Consider the following 17,537-nt stretch of genomic DNA (forward strand, 5'->3'; position numbering starts at 1 on the left):
AACACATAAAGGCGCGAAACTGGATTTAAAACCGCACAAATTTTATTAAAAAGTTTTTTCGGGGTTTGTAAGTAAAATTCAAACATTGGAAATAACACTGAGAAAATATATTGGAAGAATTTTTTGAAAACGAGCTTGTTAAGAAGTTCGAAGAAATGGTGGAAAACAATGATGAACTCTACTTCGAAACTGAAGAGTACGAGGAAATCATCATTCACTACCTTGAAATGGGCGACATTACCTTTGCGGAAATGGCGACCAATTTTGCAATGAAGTTGCACCCCAATTCACTGGAACTGAAGATAAAGAAATTCGAGGTTTATCTGGAACTGGAAAATTATGCGCCTGCAAAGGAACTTATGATGGAGTTGAAGGAAGCTTCAATGGAAAGCACTGATTTTCTTGTGTGCTGCGCAAAATATTATTCTAATCTTGGAAACCCGCGCCGGGCAATTGAATATTGCGAAAAAGCGCTGGAACTGGAAGAAGAAGAAAATTTCCTGCACAATTTCATCGCTGATGAGTTTGTGAACCTTGAAGATCCTTTTAATGCGCTGAAACACTATAAATTGGCACTCACATTCGATCAGCAGGACGAATATTCGCTGGAGAACATTATGTTTTGCTACAATCAGCTCAAACGTACGGATGAAGCCATCGAATTCTTGAACGGTTATCTTGATAAATTCGCCTTTTCGGAAACCGCATGGTATGAATACGGACAGTTTTATTTCAACCGCAAGAACTACGATGAAGCGATCCGTGGTTTCGATTATCTGCTCGCAATCAATCCGCAATCCGTGGGCGTTTATGCCAACAAAGCTGCGTGCTATGAAGCGATGGGCGAGTGGCTGAAAGCGGTAGAGGTTTATGAGGAAATGCTGGTGCTTGAATATACCAAATCTTTTACCTACTACAAGATTGGTCTGTGTTATAAGGAGAACAAGCAGCTTGCGCTGGCTCTGCAGGCTTTCCAGAAATCTTTGCGGGACGATCCTCAGTTCTATCTTTCGATGATGGAGCAATCTTACATTTATGAAGAGATGGGCGGCATGAAAGAGGCGCTGCACTTTGCGCGTGAAGCGGTACTGATGAATGATTCAAACCTCGATTACCAAAAGAGGCTGGCTTATTTATATATCGATTCCGGCCGTTTTGATGAGAGTTTGGTTGCGCTGAAGAAACTGGTAGATACAGAACCAACGCGTTTTTACAACTGGTATGCGTATGCAGAAGTTTTAATGCTTACGGGCGATTTTGATGAAGCTGTCGTTGTGTTGAATAATGCCACAAAGCTCCATAACCGTGCAGAAATCTTCTATCAGCTGAGCAACTGCTATTTCCATATAAACAATCCCAAAAGCGGCCGTTCAGCACTTGCGAAAGCCCTTAAGCTGGATCCGCAGCTACTGGAAGATATGAAACAGAAGTATCCTTTCCTGCGTGAAGAAGTTGAACGCGAAAAGACTAAGAAGAAATAAAGCAAATAAAAAACCCTGTCAGTTTCGACAGGGTTTTTTGTGAGTAATGATAGTTTAAACGCTTTGCTTTTTCTTCGCAGGTTCGCCTACAAGGCCGTCACGGTTTTCATTTACAGTGAGGACCAGCGTTCCGCCTTCTGCAAGCTGTTTGTTTACCAGCATTTCGGCAAGCAAATCTTCGATATATTTCTGGATGGCACGCTTCAGCGGTCTTGCGCCGAAATCTTTATCCCAGCCTTTCTCTGCAATGAAGTCTTTCGCATCCTGCGTAAGCTCAACCTTATAGTTAAGTTTTTCAAGTCTTTGATACAACTTATTAAGTTCAAGATCGATAATTTTCGAAATATGATCTTTTTCAAGATTGTTGAATATCACGATATCATCGATACGGTTCAAAAATTCTGGCGCAAAAGCTTTCTTCAATGCATTTTCTATCGTGCTTCTCGCACGTGCATCGCTGGTGGACTTTTTGGCAGATGTACCGAAACCTACACCATCACCGAAATCTTTAAGGTCACGTGTACCGATATTCGACGTAAGGATAATGATCGTATTTCTGAAATCAATCTTTCTACCGAGTGAATCTGTGACGAAACCTTCATCTAAGATCTGAAGCAGGATATTAAATACATCCGGATGCGCTTTCTCGATCTCATCTAAAAGCACCACTGCATAAGGCTTTCTGCGAATCGCTTCGGTTAGCTGGCCACCTTCTTCATAACCTACATATCCCGGAGGCGCACCTACGAGCCTTGACACTGCAAATTTTTCCATGTATTCGCTCATATCGATTCTAATGAGTGCTTCATCGGAATCAAATAATTCGCGCGCCATCACTTTTGCAAGTTCGGTTTTACCTACACCGGTAGTTCCAAGGAAAATGAAGGTTCCGATTGGTCGGTTCGGATCTTTAAGGCCCGCACGGTTTCGCTGTATGGCTTTCACCACTTTCCGCACCGCTTCTTCCTGACCGATGACTTTTCCGTTCATCATTTCATCCATATTCGAAAGTTTGTCGAGCTCATTTTTGCCCACTTTCGTCACCGGAATTCCGCTCATCATAGACACTACTTCTGCCACGCTTTCTTCCGTTACTTCCTCTTTTTTTTCCTTTACATTTTTATCCCAGTTTTCCTGCGCGATGTTCAGTTCTATCTGTAACCTTTCTTCCTCATCTTTCAGTTTTCTTGCTTCAAGGTAATCCTGACGTTTTACCGCTTTCTGCTTTTGATCTTTAATGAGTTCAATCTGTTTTTCATGCTCAATGATTTCAGTCGGAACTTTCATGTTCTTGATGTAGACACGGGATCCGGCCTCATCCATCGCGTCGATCGCTTTATCCGGTAAAAAACGGTCTGTGATATATCTCGCCGTGAGATTTACACAGGCATTGATGGCTTCGTCGGTATACGTTACATTGTGGTGATCTTCGTATTTGTCTTTAATCTGATTGAGTATCTGCACGGTCTCCTCCACCGAAGTAGGTTCTACCATCACTTTTTGGAAACGTCTCTCCAGCGCGCCGTCTTTCTCGATGTACTGGCGATATTCATCCAGCGTTGTAGCACCGATGCATTGAATCTCGCCGCGTGCGAGCGCAGGTTTGAACATATTTGAGGCATCAAGGCTTCCGGTAGAACTGCCGGCACCCACGATGGTGTGAAGCTCGTCTATAAATAAGATCACATCGCGGTTTTTCTCAAGTTCTGTCATGATGGCTTTCATGCGTTCCTCAAACTGTCCGCGGTATTTTGTACCGGCAACAAGACTCGCCAGATCAAGTGTGATGACACGTTTTCCGTAAAGAACACGTGAAACCTTTTTCTGCTGGATTCGTAAAGCCAAACCTTCTGCAATAGCAGATTTACCAACTCCCGGTTCACCGATTAAGAGTGGATTGTTCTTTTTTCTTCGCGACAGGATCTGTGAAACACGTTCAATCTCTTTTTCACGGCCGATAACGGGATCAAGTTTCCCGTCTTTTGCAAGAGAGGTAAGGTCACGCCCAAAATTATCGAGGGTGGGCGTCTTGCTTTTACCAGATCCGATGTTTCCGGTAGGTTTACGCATTTGGCTGTATTCTTCGCGCTCTTCATCATCGTCATAGGCGCTCATTTTTGGGTCCTGACCTGAGTTTTTCAGCAGCAATCTGTATTCTGCAGTTACGCGCTCATAATCAATGTCATAAGAACTTAAAATGCTAGTAGTAGGGTCGTCTGCTTTATAAAGCATACCCAAAAGCAGGTGTACTGTGTTGATCTCTGAACTTTGGTATTGTCTGCACTCCAGTTCAGAACGTTTCACGGCTTGGTCAGCCATTTTAGTAAATGAAATCTTCCCTGTATCAGCTGCAAACGGATTGATTCCTGCGGCTGACATATTTTCTATTTTTCGGCGGATCTGCGTAAGATCTGCGCCTAAACTTTGCAGAATTTCCTTTGCGGAATTCTCGGTTTTTATCATGCCCAGCAGAAAGTGTTCGGTATTAAGGAACTCGCTTTGTAAGCGTTTTGCCTCGCTTTTACTTTGCTGGAAGACCTGATCTAAACCGTTTGAAAATTTATGGTCCATATAATTGCTCAATATTTGTGAAAAATTTAGTGAAAATCACTCTTGATTTCCAGTGCCAATCAAAGTTACAAATACTTGACCAAAATCATTTAATGACGTATTGGCAGGAAAAAGTTTTCGCATCTCATTGAAAATATGTAGGTTTGTGCCCTTTTAATTTACATTTATGACCCCGGAAATTACAAATTTTGTTGGCTATGGCGCTTCGCTTTTTATCGTGCTGAGTTTTGTACTTAAAGATATTACCAAAATCCGCATTGTGAACCTTATCGGCTGCATCCTGTTTGTAGTTTATGGTGTTTTCAGCGACTATCTTTGGCCAATCATTATTCCGAATGCCATTTTGTGCTTTATCCAGGTGTACCATCTGCTGAAGAAATCATAAGACCGAAATGAAAGTTGTAGTCTCTGCGTTCAGCAATCTGTATACCGATCAAAGGATCGAGAAAGTGTGCGATACACTGTGCAATGCAGGCTACAAGGTGATCTTAATCGGTAATGATTATGGAGGTAGCGGCGAGATCAGCCGGCCATATCCGGTGAAAATCATTAAACAAAAATCTTTATCGCTTAGACTTGCCTATCCGGAATTTAACTGGAAGCTCTTTTTTGAATTAAAGAAACACGTTGACAGCGAAACCATCTTTCTCGCAAATGATCTCGATGCACTTTTGCCGAATTATTTAGTTTCAAAATCATTAAAAATACCTCTGGTTTTCGACAGCCACGAGATTTTCACCGAAATGCCCGCTATTCAGGGCCGTTTTACACAGAAAGTCTGGCGCCAACTGGAATCTTTCCTGCTGCCGAAAATTGAGTATATGATGACCGAAAGCGAGAGTTATGCGCAGTGGTTTTCGGAAAAATATGGTGTGAATCCTGTCGTCATCCGAAATATTCCGAAAAAATTAAAGCAACCCGAAACATTCCCCGAAAATCAGCCGAAAATCGTGTTGTATCAGGGAGCTATCAATCAGTCGCGCGGAATTAGGCAGGCAATCTTAGCCATGAAACATCTTGAAGGTGTGATCTTTAAAATTGCCGGTGACGGACCTAAAATTAATGAATATAAAGCGTTGGTTATCAGTGAAAATCTATCAAACAAAGTAAAATTTTTAGGCAAGCTGATTCCTACAGAACTCCGAAAAGTGACTCGAACAGCAGATGTAGCCGTAAGTCTTGAAGAAAACGGTGGTGTGAGTTATCTCTACTCGCTGCCGAATAAAGTTGCCGACTGCATTCAGGCGCGCGTACCCTTGGTTATGATTAATTTTCCTGAGATGATGCGCGTTTACAGTGATTTTAAAATTGGAGAAATCGTACAAAACCACGAACCTGAAACGATTGCCGCTGCAATAAAAACCATTCTTCAAAACGGACGTGCCCATTACCAACCCGAACTTGAGCGTGCCGCCGCTGAACTTTGCTGGGAAAACGAGGAAGACAAAATCACAGATTTGTTCGCAAAAGTAACTGCCGAAAATTTCTAAAACCGAAATCGTTATCTTTGTGCAAATTGAAGCGAGCAGATGACAATCAAGGAAAAACAGCAGGAAATTGTAGAAGAATTCGCCTTTCTGGAAGATTGGGAACAGAAATACGAGTACATAATCGATCTCGGAAAAGAGCTGAAAGGTTTGCCCGAAGACCGGAAAACCGATTCAAATCTTATCAAAGGATGCCAGTCTCAGGTATGGATTGATGCCGATTTCCGCGACGGAAAGCTATATTTCGATGCCGATTCAGACGGTATTTTGCCTAAAGGCATTGTTTCGCTGCTCGTTTCCATCTACAGCGGACACAGCACACAGGAAATCCTGGATTCTGATTTTGATTTTATCTCTGAAATTGGTCTGCAGGAATTTTTATCGCCATCACGGGCCAACGGCCTTATGGCGATGACCAAGCAAATAAAGTTCTATGCCGTGGCTTTCCAACTGAAAAAATGACGACCATCTTAGCTTACCGTTTCTCAGCGTTTGGTGACGTGGCCATGACGGTGCCCGTTTTCACAGAATTTCTGGAACAGAATCCTCACGTACAGATCGTTTTTCTCTCTCGCGCTAACTTTCGGGATCTTTTCACGGGATTGCCCAACTTTATATTTAAAGGCGTCGACATCAACGATTATAAAGGTTTTCTGGGAATGCGGAAGCTCGCAAAAGAGCTTAATGCCGAATTCACACCTGATTACGTTGCGGATTTTCACGATGTGATCCGAACGAAGATTTTGAGTCGCGCCTTCCGCCGCAAAGGCTTTCCCGTGCATATAATCGACAAGGGCAAAGACGCGAAAGATCATCTCACAGACATTTGGAACATCGAAAAAGGGCCGCTGAAACCTAACACCGAGCGGTATGCCGATGTTTTCCGTAAAATGGGTTTTACCGTTGAGCTTTCGCACACCTACCGAACTCTGTCGGACAACAAAGCCGGAATTGGTTTCGCGCCTTTCGCGCAGCATACGGGTAAAATGTTACCGCTCGAGAAATCATTTGAACTCGCCAGATTGCTTGCACAAAAAGACAAAGTTTATTTTTTTGGAGGTGGCAGTACGGAGATTGAAGTACTCGATAAATGGGTTTCGCAAATCCCAAATTCCGTGAATATGGCCGGAAAACTATCGTTAACCGAAGAGCTCGACCAAATTGCCCGTCTGAAAGTAATGATTTCGATGGATTCCGCGAATATGCATTTAGCAAGTTTAGTAGGTACGCGCTGTATCTCCGTGTGGGGTTCCACTCATCCCTATGCGGGTTTTTTGGGGTACGGACAGGCGGAGGCAGATGTGGTGCAGGTAAAGGACCTTACTTGCCGGCCATGTTCGGTCTTCGGAGATAAACCCTGCTATCGTGGGGACTGGGCGTGTCTGCATGAGATTGATATTCAGCAGATAACCTCGAAAATTTAAAATTAATCCCTAAATTCTTTTTAGAGGAATTTGTCGCCTTTTTTAATGCTTTTCAAATCGTGGATGTATTCTTTGATGCGCTGGTCATTCTTACGCGGGCAGATTAGCAGAGCCTTATCAGTATCCACAATGATGTAATCTTTAAGTCCGTCGATTATTGCTGCTTTATTCTTGTTTTTAATCTGTATAATGTTGCCCTGCGTGTGATAGGTCAACACATTTTTGGACTGAATTGCGTTCTTATTCTCGTCCTTTTTAGAGTTTTCAAAAACTGAAGTCCAGGTGCCAAGGTCACTCCAACCCAAATCTGCGGGTATTACATAAACATTTTGGGCCTTCTCTAGAATTCCGTTATCAATGGATATTTTTGCAACTTTCGGGTAAATGGTTTCGATGCATGTTGCTTCCTCATCCGTATTGTATTCACAACTGATAAACTGCTGCGACATGTCTTGCAGATACTCTTCAAATGCGGCTAAAATCGATTTTGTGTTCCAGATAAAAATGCCTGCATTCCATAGAAAATCACCACTTTCGAGGAAACTTTCTGCAATTTCGAGATCAGGTTTTTCGGTAAAGGTTTTTACTTTAAAATAATCTGAATTCTCTGTTTCGAGGAACTGAATATAGCCGAAGCCGGTATCCGGACGAGTTGGTGTGATACCAAGCGTGATGAGAAAATCGTTTTGGGATGCCAGATTGAAAGCCAATTCCACCTTTTCAAGAAATGTTTTTTCTTTAAGGATCAAATGATCTGCGGGCAGCACGATCATATTAGCATTCGGGTTTTTGGCTGCAATTTTCTTCGCCATGTAAATATTACATGCTGCCGTGTTTTTCATCATCGGTTCACCTACAATATTCGCCTGATTAATCTCCGGCAGCTGTTGTTCGGTGAGCGAAACATATTCGCTGTTAGTGATGACGTAGATGTTTTCTGCCGGTACGATCTGGCTGATACGGTCATAGGTCTGCTGTATCATGGTTCGGCCGGTGCCTAAAATGTCCTGAAACTGTTTGGGGTATTTTTGTGTACTCAGAGGCCAGAATCTGCTGCCGATTCCTCCGGCCATTATCACGCAGTAATTATTTGATTGGGACATATTTAACTGATTTTTTCTACCCTCGCCAACGGCCTGAAAATATACTTTTTCGTGTTTTCGAGGTTGGTGCAAAGATAGTTCTTTTTCCGCTTTCCATCGAGGGAGTACCGTTCATTGCGGTAGATGAATAGGTCACCATCAGCCAAATCTTCGATGTATAAACTCTCGTCTTCGCAATCTTCTATGTGGAAATATTTTACAAGGTCCGGGCTGGACATAAAGTTAGCTTTCGGCGCTTTGGCAAATTTTAATATGATGGGCTTCAGATCATTGGCATACACCGAAATGCTGCCCACAAGCATCATTCGGAACGTTTGCTTCCACTCCTGGCCGTGCGGCGAAATGCGGTAACCGAATTCCTGAAATGCAAGAAGGTGCGCCAGTTCGTGCGTGAGGACAAAGAAGAAAAGTTCAGGTTGTAGGGTGCCGTTCACCGTAATCTGATGTGAACCGTCCGGCATTTTCCGGTAATCCCCAAGCTTTGATTGTCGCTTGCGCGTAATTTTGATGTGAATAATGTGCTCACCAAACCAGGTTTTCAGAAAAGGCAGCGTGCCTTCAGGCAAAAACCTTTCAAGATTAGTGATCGACATTCAATGATTATTTAAAGACTTAAAGGTATCCCTGCATAAAAATTAAGCAGTTTCAGGCTGAAAAGATAGTTGTATTTTGCCTGAGCTACAGATCCCTGCGCATTGGCATAATTGTTTCGGGCTGCATTAAGGTCATACACGGTAGAACGGCCTGCTGCAAAGCTTTTCTCGGCAAAATTGAGTGCAAGTTCCGCACTGCGTTCAGCCTCACGGGCCGCTGAAAAAGCCGCGAAATTACTTTCGGCGTCAAACTGCGCCTGCTGAACATTCTGCAGCACCTGCTGCCGCTGCTGCCGGAAGGTCGTTTTTGCAATATCTTCGTTTATTTTAGCCTGCTCCACTTGCAGTTTTGTAATTCCTTTGTTGAAAATCGGGATGTTGGCCGATAACCCGAGCTGCTGCCCGAAATTATCTTTGTACTGCTTGAAAAAGCCACTTTCACGAATTGGGTTTCCATTGATGTCGGCACCTGCGTAATTGGTTACCAATGAATTAAAATACGATGTCCCAATACCCGCGCTGGCACTTACCACCGGCCAGAATGCAGTTTCGGTAACTTGGGTTTGTGCCTCCGCGGCCTGTACTCGGCTCTCAGCCGCTTTTATTTGAGGTTGGTTTTCGTATGCTTTTTCAATGATATTTTCAGCTGTGAAAAGTGGCGCTCCCAGTGTATCGTCCACCGGAACATCCTGAATGTCAAAGTTTTTGTATTCTTCGAGCTGAAGTAGCATTGCCAGTGCAAAAAGACTTCTGTTTGTATTGATGCGCGCTGTTTCCACGTTCTGTTTTTCACGCGCGAGTGCTGCTTCTGCTTCAGCTAATACCGTTCGGGCAGTTGTTCCGACGTCGGTGGTGATCTTTGCACGCTGATAAAGTCTTTCTGCATTTTCGAGCGCGCTGGCCGAAATCTTGGCGATCTCACGGTTGAGAAGCACAGACAGATATTGCTGCGCAATCTGAAGCGAGATATCGTTTTTTATTCTTTCGGTATCGTATTTTGTAGCCGCGACTTCAAATTCCGTACGGCGGATATTTTTTTCAAGACGTCCGTTATTGAAAAGAAGGATGTCTGCGCCCACGCTTGCATTGTTGTTGAAATTATCATTCCGGTCCGTGGTCCCAAAAATATCTCGGCCCTGACCAAAACTAGCGCTGTTGCTGATGTTTCCGGAAACTGATGGTAAATATTCGCGCTTCGCAATTTCGAGCGATTTATCCTGGATCCGCGTGTTTAAAGTATTCTGAATTACGGTCAGATTATTCTCCAACGCATAATTTACACATTCCTGCAGCGTCCATTTTTTCTGCGAAAAAGCGGTGACAGAGAACAAAACCAGTAAAACTGCAGCAGATTTCTTCATTATTAATTTTAATTAATAAGACGGCAATTTTTTTTAAATGTTACACGTTGGCTTTCAGTTCGCTGATCCGCGAAACAATCGGCATAGAAAAGATACCGCTCTTTTGAAGGAACAGTTCATAAAATACAATTGACTTTTCAGCAAAACCGGGCGTTTCCTCTTCCTTAAATTTAAAGTAAAAAAGGTGCCCAAGAAGTTCGTAAAAAGCAACTTGGTGTGCGGGCTCTTTCGCTTCGATGAGTCCAGTGATTTTCGCCGTGTCTTTTTCGGCAAGCTTTTCAAAAGTCATCTTGAACGTGTCATTCATATTTGTATCAAAGATGCGCTGAAGTTCTGTGGAGTCGCCGTCATTTTTGCCGCCCAGAATCATTTTGCCTAAAAATTCAGAAAACTGTTTTACGATTCTTATGATGTAATCTTTGTCGTGGATCATGGGTTTATTTAAATGGGTTCAAAGGGTTCAATGTTCAAGTTGTTAAAAGGGTTTGATTGTTCAAAAATAATTAGAACTAAAATTATTTAAGCAAAGAAAATATACGCCAAAATAACCGAAGTGATGATGCCCACGAGGTCCGCAAGTAACATGGCCGTGACGGTGTAGCGTGTGTTTCTGATACCCACCGCGCCGAAATATACCGCGATGACGTAGAATGTAGTATCGGAACTTCCCTGGAGCACCGCTGCCAGCCTGCCCTGGAAACTGTCGGCACCAAAGGTCTGCATCGTATCCACCATCATCCCGCGTGCGCCTGATCCGGACAGCGGTTTGATGAGCGCCGTAGGTAAACCATCCACAAATCTGGTGTCAAAGCCGGCAACCGCAGCAAACCATTTCATTCCATCAATCAGCACATCAAAAACGCCGGAAGTCCGCAGCAATGAGATGGCGATCAACATCCCAACCAGATACGGAATGATTTTCACACAAGTCCAGAACCCTTCTTTCGCGCCCTCGATAAAGGCGTCGAACACATTTATTTTTTTATAAACACCGCCCAGAACAATCGCAAAGAAAATCAGCAAGATAATTCCGTTGCTGAGGAGCATAGAGAAATTATCAATGCCTTCTTTAGATAAATTTACCAGGTAAACGACTAATAACCCGACGATTGCGGAGATGCCGCCAACGTAAGCAATTACCGCCGGCTGAAGCAAATTGATCTTTTGATAAAGCGAAACGATGATCATCGCGGCCATCGTGGCCGCAAAAGTGGCGATCATGCACGGCAGGAAAATGTCTGTAGGCGTTTCTGAACCCATCGATGCCCGAATTGCAATGATAGAAACCGGAATCAGTGTGAGACCGCCGGCATGAAGGCACAGAAACATGATCTGCGAGTTGCTGGCGCGGTCTTTATCAACGTTAAGTGTCTGCAGACTTTCCATCGCTTTCAATCCGAAAGGCGTCGCAGCGTTATCAAGACCAAGGAGGTTCGCTGAAAAATTCAGCAGCATATGCCCGAATGACGGATGATTTTTCGGAATCTCGGGGAAAAGGCGCGAAAAAAACGGCTGGATCATCCGCGACAGCAGATTGATGCCACCGGCTTTTTCAGCAATGCTCATAAAGCCCATAAACAGCGTCATGATACCGATAAGACCTAGACATATCTTCACAGCGGTTTCCGAAGTGCCGATCACACCGTCGCTGCCCTGTACGCGGTAAACGTTCACGTTGCTTGTCGCGGAATCTTTGCGGTAATGAATCCGGTTTTCCTCGGTTTCGGGTTTTAGCAACAATGTTTTTTGCACATTGGTAGAGAGTTCGCCTGTAGTTTTGGTCGCAATCTGAATGGTGTCACCGCTTTTGCCGACCACCATATCATTGTAAATCGCTTTGTAATGATCAGAGAATAAATATTTGAAACTTGCTACCAGAATGGCCACAATAATAAAGGCACTCCATATTCTGCTTAAAACCATCGAAAAAAATTTTGTTAAAAGTAATCAAAAACTTGCTTCCAAAATATTTTGAATCTAAGCGAATGTGCGGGTAACTTTAAAACAACCGAAGCTGCTGCGCGCGGGTTCCGGTGAAATTTTCGGCATTCAGAACGGGCATTTCCCGGTCCGCAAAATACTTGCGCTCTGCAAGAGCGAAAGTGTTGCGGATGAGTTTGGCGATGTTTCCTTCACCTTTGTAGCGCTCATGAAATCTTTTTTCGCCTAGGTTTCCGCCGTGCATCGAACGGATGAGATTCAGCACTTTCTGTGCGCGGTCAGGGAAATGAGCGTTGATCCAGTTCACAAAAACCGGTTCCACCGTGTCGTTCAGCCTTACAATGACGTAGCTGAAACTTTTCGCACCAGCGTCTGCAACGGCTTTTACAATCGGGAGACTTTCATCACTCGTAAGACCGGGAATTACCGGCGCTACCATCACACCAACGGGAATTCCGTTCTGCGACAGGGTTTCAATGGCTTTAAGTTTATTATTTACAGAAGAAGTGCGCGGTTCCATTTTCCGTCTGATTTCTTCATTAATGGTGGGAATGCTGAAGGAAACTGACACGAGATCTTGTTCGGCCAATGATTTTAAAATGTCGAGATCGCGCAATACCAACGCATTTTTGGTGAGAATGGAAACAGGATGACGGTAATCTAGACAAAGCTGAAGCAGCTTACGGGTGATTTCAAATTTACGCTCGGCAGGTTGGTAGCAATCTGTATTGCCGGACAGCGAAATCGTTTTTGGCATGTAGCCTTTTTTCCGGAAAAATTTCTCCAAAAGTTCGGGCGCGTTTTTCTTGACCATAATCTTGCGTTCAAAGTCAACTCCCGCAGAGTAACCCCAGAACTCATGCGTCGGCCGCGCGAAACAATAGGAGCAGCCGTGCTCGCAACCCTGATACGGATTGAGTGAATAATCCATCCGCATATCCGGGCTGTTTACCGCATTTACTATGGTTTTAGGAAAAACTTCGGTAAAAGTGACCTTTAGAGATTCAGGCTCCTCATCTTCAGGTTCCCAGCTGAAACGGTCGAAACGGTTGTGTTCGTTCCGCTGCGCGCCCTGTCCTTTGATAAAGTTTTTGTCCATATTTATTCAACGGTAAAACCGCATTTTTAGCTCGCCAGCATTAAATATTTAAACAAAAAAAATCCTGTCTTCAAATGAACACAGGAAAGAAAATGTATAATTTTTCAGAGTTATTGCATGGCATACAGCTCTACGCCGTGGTGATCATCATAGGAACCGTCATCAAAATGGCGGTGATAATCTCCGTAATACGCTTTATAATCTGTATCTTTTTTATTCAAGAATAACTTAAAACCATATACTCCCAATCCAACAAGCAAGCCCAAACTGCTTGCAACTAAAATTCCGGTTTCTCTTTTCATAATAATATAGTTAGAACAAAAAGATTTTAGCAAAATGCGTACCTTAAAATCTAAATCAAAGTTTAAAGTTTGTTAATATTAAAGGTTTAGGGTACCGACTGATTATAATTTAATAAATTTGAAAAAAACAGATTTTTAATGAAAGCGAACGGACTTATCTTGACCGGTGCTGTTTTTCTTGCAGCCTGCTCACCTCAAAAAATGACACAAAACCGCATCTATCCCGAAACAAAGAAAATTGCCCACACCGATGAATATTTCGGCCAGAAAGTAGAGGATCCGTACCGCTGGCTCGAAGATGACCGGGCAGAAGCTACCAAAGACTGGGTGCAGCGTGAGGTAGCTTTTACCAATAATTATCTGGAGCAGATCCCGTTTCGCGAAGAAATCCGTTCGCAGCTAAAAAATATTTGGAATTACGAGAAGATTGGCGCACCTTTCAAGGAAGGAAACTATACCTATTTCTACAAGAATGATGGCCTTCAGGCACAATCTGTACTCTACAGGACCGATAAAAACGGGAAGACGGAGGTGTTTTTAGATCCAAATAAATTTTCAGAAAAAGGAACAACGTCCCTCGCAGGTATTTCATTCAACAAAAAAGGCAATTTGCTTACCTATTCTATTTCAGAAGGCGGCAGCGACTGGAACAAAATCATCATCATGGATGCCGAAACCAAGCACATCATCGATGAGACCATTAAAGACGTGAAATTCTCAGGCGTTTCGTGGTCCGGCGATGAAGGTTTTTATTATTCAAGCTACGACAAACCTACCGGCAGCGAACTTTCAGCAAAAACAGATACGCACAAGGTGTATTTCCATAAGCTCGGTACCAAACAGTCTCAGGACAGGCTTGTGATCGGTGGCGACAGTTTCAAGCGCCGCTACATGGGTGTTGGTGTGTCTGATGACCAGCGTTACGAGATTCTCAGCGCGTCTGAAGCGACTAACGGAAATGAGCTTTATATTAAAGATTTAAAAAATAAGTCAGATTTTATCCCCATCCAGAAAGGGTATAGCCACAACACCGATTTCATAGATTCAAAAGGTGATATCATCTACGCCCTCACAGACCGCGATGCGCCGAATATGCGTTTGGTGAAGTTCGACATCAAAAATCCTTCGGTGTGGACGGACGTGATTCCGGAGTCTGAAGAAGTGCTCAGCGTTTCCACAGGAGGCGGATACATCTTTGCCAAATACATGAAAGATGCAGTGACTTCTGTCCGCCAAATGGATTATGACGGAAAACTCGTCCGCACCATCGAACTTCCGGGTGTTGGTACAGCGTCTGGATTTAGCGGAAAAGACGGTGACAAGGATCTTTATTTCTCTTACACGAATTACATTACGCCGGGAACAATTTATAAATACAATTTGGAAAGCGGTAAATCTGAAATTTACCAGAAACCGAACGTAAAATTCAGTGCTGAAGATTATGTCTCAGAACAGGTTTTTTACACATCAAAAGACGGCACGAAGATCCCGATGATGATCAATTACAAAAAAGGGATCAAGCTTGACGGTAAAAACCCGACCATCCTTTATTCTTACGGTGGTTTCAATATCAGCCTGCAGCCAGGTTTCTCGGTTGTGAATGCTATCTGGATGGAAAATGGTGGAATCTACGCCGTGCCGAACATCCGCGGTGGTGGCGAATACGGCAAAAAATGGCACGATGCGGGTACGAAAATGCAGAAGAAAAATGTATTTGATGACTTCATCGCAGCCGGTGAATATCTGCAGCAAAAAGGATATACTTCTCCTGAGTACATGGCGCTTTCCGGCCGATCGAATGGTGGTCTGCTCGTAGGAGCTACGATGACGATGCGTCCGGATCTGGCTAAAGTTGCCTTCCCGGGTGTAGGCGTTCTGGATATGCTGAGGTATAACAAATTTACGGCGGGTGCAGGCTGGAGCTACGATTACGGAACTGCCGAGGACAGCCGCGAAATGTTCGATTATCTGAAATCTTACTCGCCTGTACACAATGTGAGAAAAGGAGTTTGCTATCCTTCGACGATGATCATCACCAGCGATCATGATGACCGTGTAGTTCCCGCGCATTCATTCAAGTTTGGGGCTGAACTTCAGGAAAAACAGTCGTGCAGCAATCCGGTGCTGGTTAGAATTGAGGTAAATGCCGGCCATGGCGCAGGGCGCAGTACCGAGCAGGTAATCGGAGAAAATGCTGATCTTTTAAGTTTTGCGCTCTATGAAATGGGCTTTAAGACTTTGAAGAAATAAATATGTTGTCATAATTAAAAGCTTTCCGGCTTTAGTCGGGAAGCTTTTTTGTTGCGATGCTTATCAACCTCATGTGTTTGTCTAAACTTTTAAAAGCAATTCATTAAATATTTAATCCCAAATCTAATCGTTATTTTTGTGCCATTGTAGATTTTTAGATGTCAGATATAATTAAACTTTTGCCCGATCACGTTGCGAACCAGATTGCCGCCGGCGAAGTGGTGCAGCGGCCTGCCTCCATTGTAAAAGAACTGATGGAGAACGCCATCGATGCGCACGCCACGAAGATTGAGCTTATCATCCGTGATGCAGGTAAAAACCTTATTCAGGTGGTAGATAACGGCAGCGGCATGAGCGACACCGATGCGCGTCTGGCATTTGAGCGTCATGCAACCTCAAAGATTCACTGCACTGAGGATATTTTCCGGATATCAACCAAAGGTTTCCGCGGCGAAGCATTAGCTTCAATTGCTGCGGTAGCACAGGTTGAGCTCCGCACCAAAACCGCAGAATCACTTACGGGCACCAATATCTACATCGAAGGCGGCGGTTTTCAGTTTCAGGAACCTATACAGACGGCTGTTGGATCTAATTTTTTAGTCAAAAACCTTTTTTATAATGTACCTGCACGCCGCAAATTCCTTAAAAATAACAATGTTGAATTCCGGCATATCATTGATGAATTCCAGCGTGTTGCGCTCGCGCATGAAAACGTAGATTTCGAACTGTTCCATAACGATGACTTGATTTTCAGATTACGCAAATCGGGATTGCTACAACGGATCGTGGAGATTTTCGGACGGAAACTGCATCCGCTTCTTGTGCCGATTAAGGAAGATTTAGGTTGGGTGAAACTCAGCGGATTTGCCGCCAAACCCGAAGGTGCCAAGAAAGTCCGTGGTGAGCAGTTTTTCTTCGTGAATGGCCGCTATTTCCGCAGTCCGTATTATAATAAAGCTGTTCAGGAAGCTTTTGAGGGACTTCTGTTGCCTGGTTATATTCCGACTTTTTTCCTTTTTCTGGAACTCGATCCGGAGAAGGTGGACGTCAATATTCATCCACAAAAAACTGAAGTAAAATTTGAGGATGAAAACCTGATCTTTGCGTTGCTGCGTTCCACCATTAAGAAAGCTTTAGGCATTTACAACGTGGCGCCTAGCCTTGATTTTGAGAAAGATATGAGTCTTGAAGCCTTTGTGCAGCAAAAAAATGGAAGCAGCGCCATTTTCCGCGCGCCGGAAATAACGGTTGACAGAGATTATAATCCTTTTCTTGAGGAGCGCATTGTGCCGAGCGAGCAGGCCGCACTGCTAGAAATGTATCAGCCAACTGCTTCTGCAGAACCCTCAAAAATCAATCTTTTTGAAGAAGAAGATTTTGATGAGGACCTTATGCGCTTGCCCAATGGATACTGGCTTTACAATAAGAACGGCAAGACGCTGATGCTCGATTTGGGACGGATGCACCGGTTGGTCGTCTCGGAACGCAACCAAAAATTCACTAAGAATACCGAGCGGCACACGTTGCTGTTTTCACTGGAGTATCACATGAACGAAACCGAGAAAAATAAGTTCCGTTCGATAAAGAAGTTTCTGCCCGCGCTGGGTTTTGAAATGATAATTGCCAATGACAATGTGCTGCGGATAGATGCCGTACCGGAAGGCCTTAAGGAATCTCAGGTGATGAAATTTATGGAGCAACTCTTTGAGATTCTGGAGTACAGGACGGAAGACGAATTCATGCAGTTCTACCAAAACCAATGGAACAAAATTCACAGCAAATCGCGATTTGATTTCCTGTACAAAGCAGATGCTGAGCAGCTTATCAAAGACTTTTCGGCGCTCGGTTTTCCGGAGTATCTACCGTCTGGAAAGCGTTGCTATATAGAACTTCCGCTGGATGACCTTAAAAATAAATTTTAAAAA

15 protein-coding genes are annotated in these 17,537 nt (G+C 43.7%); 7 read left to right on the plus strand and 8 right to left on the minus strand.

Going from position 1 to position 17,537, the window contains the following annotated elements; all coding sequences use genetic code 11:
- The first annotated feature begins 110 nt into the window (after positions 1-110).
- Positions 111-1,481 carry a tetratricopeptide repeat protein gene (locus tag H9628_RS02795; RefSeq protein ID WP_251832593.1) on the plus strand — a complete coding sequence of 457 codons (1,371 nt, stop codon included), beginning with the start codon at positions 111-113 and terminating at the stop codon, positions 1,479-1,481.
- A 54-nt stretch (positions 1,482-1,535) separates the two neighbouring features.
- Here H9628_RS02795 and H9628_RS02800 read toward each other — a convergent pair whose 3' ends face one another.
- Positions 1,536-4,052 carry an ATP-dependent Clp protease ATP-binding subunit gene (locus H9628_RS02800; RefSeq protein ID WP_251832594.1) on the minus strand — a complete coding sequence of 839 codons (2,517 nt, stop codon included), beginning with the start codon at positions 4,050-4,052 and terminating at the stop codon, positions 1,536-1,538.
- A 166-nt stretch (positions 4,053-4,218) separates the two neighbouring features.
- On the opposite strand from H9628_RS02800, the gene H9628_RS02805 reads away from it, so the two are divergent.
- Genes H9628_RS02805 through H9628_RS02820 form a run of 4 tightly spaced genes read left to right on the plus strand, consistent with a single transcriptional unit; the run spans position 4,219 to position 6,963 of the window.
- Positions 4,219-4,437, plus strand: coding sequence for a uroporphyrinogen decarboxylase (locus H9628_RS02805; RefSeq protein WP_251832595.1), 219 nt, complete (start codon positions 4,219-4,221; stop codon positions 4,435-4,437).
- A 7-nt stretch (positions 4,438-4,444) separates the two neighbouring features.
- Positions 4,445-5,542 (plus strand): glycosyltransferase, encoded by a 1,098-nt coding sequence (locus H9628_RS02810; protein WP_251832596.1) that lies wholly within the window; start codon positions 4,445-4,447, stop codon positions 5,540-5,542.
- Between the two features lie 39 nt (positions 5,543-5,581).
- A complete protein-coding gene (locus tag H9628_RS02815; protein WP_251832597.1) occupies positions 5,582-6,001 on the plus strand; it encodes a SufE family protein in 420 nt (139 codons plus the stop codon).
- Positions 5,998-6,963 carry a glycosyltransferase family 9 protein gene (locus H9628_RS02820; protein WP_251832598.1) on the plus strand — a complete coding sequence of 322 codons (966 nt, stop codon included), beginning with the start codon at positions 5,998-6,000 and terminating at the stop codon, positions 6,961-6,963. The genes H9628_RS02815 and H9628_RS02820 overlap by 4 nt, the downstream gene beginning before the upstream one ends.
- A gap of 20 nt (positions 6,964-6,983) precedes the next feature.
- Here H9628_RS02820 and H9628_RS02825 read toward each other — a convergent pair whose 3' ends face one another.
- The 7 genes from H9628_RS02825 to H9628_RS02855 form a co-directional block, all read right to left on the minus strand.
- Entirely contained in the window at positions 6,984-8,066 is a 1,083-nt protein-coding gene (locus H9628_RS02825; RefSeq protein ID WP_251832599.1) for a mannose-1-phosphate guanylyltransferase, read from the minus strand.
- A gap of 2 nt (positions 8,067-8,068) precedes the next feature.
- Positions 8,069-8,659 (minus strand): SprT-like domain-containing protein, encoded by a 591-nt coding sequence (locus H9628_RS02830; RefSeq protein ID WP_251832600.1) that lies wholly within the window; start codon positions 8,657-8,659, stop codon positions 8,069-8,071.
- 11 nt (positions 8,660-8,670) lie between these two features.
- Positions 8,671-10,020: a TolC family protein gene (locus tag H9628_RS02835; protein WP_251832601.1), complete on the minus strand. Its 1,350-nt coding sequence runs from the start codon at positions 10,018-10,020 to the stop codon at positions 8,671-8,673.
- Between the two features lie 40 nt (positions 10,021-10,060).
- Positions 10,061-10,453 (minus strand): hypothetical protein, encoded by a 393-nt coding sequence (locus tag H9628_RS02840; RefSeq protein WP_251832602.1) that lies wholly within the window; start codon positions 10,451-10,453, stop codon positions 10,061-10,063.
- An 86-nt stretch (positions 10,454-10,539) separates the two neighbouring features.
- Positions 10,540-11,943 (minus strand): nucleoside recognition domain-containing protein, encoded by a 1,404-nt coding sequence (locus tag H9628_RS02845; RefSeq protein ID WP_251832603.1) that lies wholly within the window; start codon positions 11,941-11,943, stop codon positions 10,540-10,542.
- A 76-nt stretch (positions 11,944-12,019) separates the two neighbouring features.
- Complete coding sequence (locus H9628_RS02850; RefSeq protein WP_251832604.1) at positions 12,020-13,060, minus strand: PA0069 family radical SAM protein; 1,041 nt, start codon at positions 13,058-13,060, stop codon at positions 12,020-12,022.
- 110 nt (positions 13,061-13,170) lie between these two features.
- Positions 13,171-13,362 carry a hypothetical protein gene (locus tag H9628_RS02855; RefSeq protein ID WP_251832605.1) on the minus strand — a complete coding sequence of 64 codons (192 nt, stop codon included), beginning with the start codon at positions 13,360-13,362 and terminating at the stop codon, positions 13,171-13,173.
- Positions 13,363-13,500: 138 nt separating this feature from the next.
- Here H9628_RS02855 and H9628_RS02860 point away from each other — a divergent pair, with 138 nt between their 5' ends.
- Together H9628_RS02860 and mutL are read left to right on the plus strand one after the other, a co-directional pair.
- Complete coding sequence (locus H9628_RS02860) at positions 13,501-15,612, plus strand: prolyl oligopeptidase family serine peptidase (RefSeq protein ID WP_251832606.1); 2,112 nt, start codon at positions 13,501-13,503, stop codon at positions 15,610-15,612.
- A 158-nt stretch (positions 15,613-15,770) separates the two neighbouring features.
- Complete coding sequence (gene mutL, locus H9628_RS02865) at positions 15,771-17,534, plus strand: DNA mismatch repair endonuclease MutL (RefSeq protein ID WP_251832607.1); 1,764 nt, start codon at positions 15,771-15,773, stop codon at positions 17,532-17,534.
- Positions 17,535-17,537: the final 3 nt, after the last annotated feature.

Origin of the sequence: Kaistella pullorum (genome assembly GCF_014837035.1) — a bacterium.
Lineage (GTDB): Bacteria > Bacteroidota > Bacteroidia > Flavobacteriales > Weeksellaceae > Kaistella > Kaistella rhinocerotis.

What these genes read in the sequence shown, in the direction of transcription:
- H9628_RS02800 (WP_251832594.1), bottom strand. Translation starts at nt 4,052, where the DNA reads ATGGACCATAAATTTTCAAACGGTTTAGATCAGGTCTTCCAGCAAAGT.
- H9628_RS02805 (WP_251832595.1), top strand. Translation starts at nt 4,219, where the DNA reads ATGACCCCGGAAATTACAAATTTTGTTGGCTATGGCGCTTCGCTTTTT.
- H9628_RS02810 (WP_251832596.1), top strand. Translation starts at nt 4,445, where the DNA reads ATGAAAGTTGTAGTCTCTGCGTTCAGCAATCTGTATACCGATCAAAGG.
- H9628_RS02815 (WP_251832597.1), top strand. Translation starts at nt 5,582, where the DNA reads ATGACAATCAAGGAAAAACAGCAGGAAATTGTAGAAGAATTCGCCTTT.
- H9628_RS02820 (WP_251832598.1), top strand. Translation starts at nt 5,998, where the DNA reads ATGACGACCATCTTAGCTTACCGTTTCTCAGCGTTTGGTGACGTGGCC.
- H9628_RS02825 (WP_251832599.1), bottom strand. Translation starts at nt 8,066, where the DNA reads ATGTCCCAATCAAATAATTACTGCGTGATAATGGCCGGAGGAATCGGC.
- H9628_RS02830 (WP_251832600.1), bottom strand. Translation starts at nt 8,659, where the DNA reads ATGTCGATCACTAATCTTGAAAGGTTTTTGCCTGAAGGCACGCTGCCT.
- H9628_RS02835 (WP_251832601.1), bottom strand. Translation starts at nt 10,020, where the DNA reads ATGAAGAAATCTGCTGCAGTTTTACTGGTTTTGTTCTCTGTCACCGCT.
- H9628_RS02840 (WP_251832602.1), bottom strand. Translation starts at nt 10,453, where the DNA reads ATGATCCACGACAAAGATTACATCATAAGAATCGTAAAACAGTTTTCT.
- H9628_RS02845 (WP_251832603.1), bottom strand. Translation starts at nt 11,943, where the DNA reads ATGGTTTTAAGCAGAATATGGAGTGCCTTTATTATTGTGGCCATTCTG.
- H9628_RS02850 (WP_251832604.1), bottom strand. Translation starts at nt 13,060, where the DNA reads ATGGACAAAAACTTTATCAAAGGACAGGGCGCGCAGCGGAACGAACAC.
- H9628_RS02855 (WP_251832605.1), bottom strand. Translation starts at nt 13,362, where the DNA reads ATGAAAAGAGAAACCGGAATTTTAGTTGCAAGCAGTTTGGGCTTGCTT.
- H9628_RS02860 (WP_251832606.1), top strand. Translation starts at nt 13,501, where the DNA reads ATGAAAGCGAACGGACTTATCTTGACCGGTGCTGTTTTTCTTGCAGCC.
- mutL (WP_251832607.1), top strand. Translation starts at nt 15,771, where the DNA reads ATGTCAGATATAATTAAACTTTTGCCCGATCACGTTGCGAACCAGATT.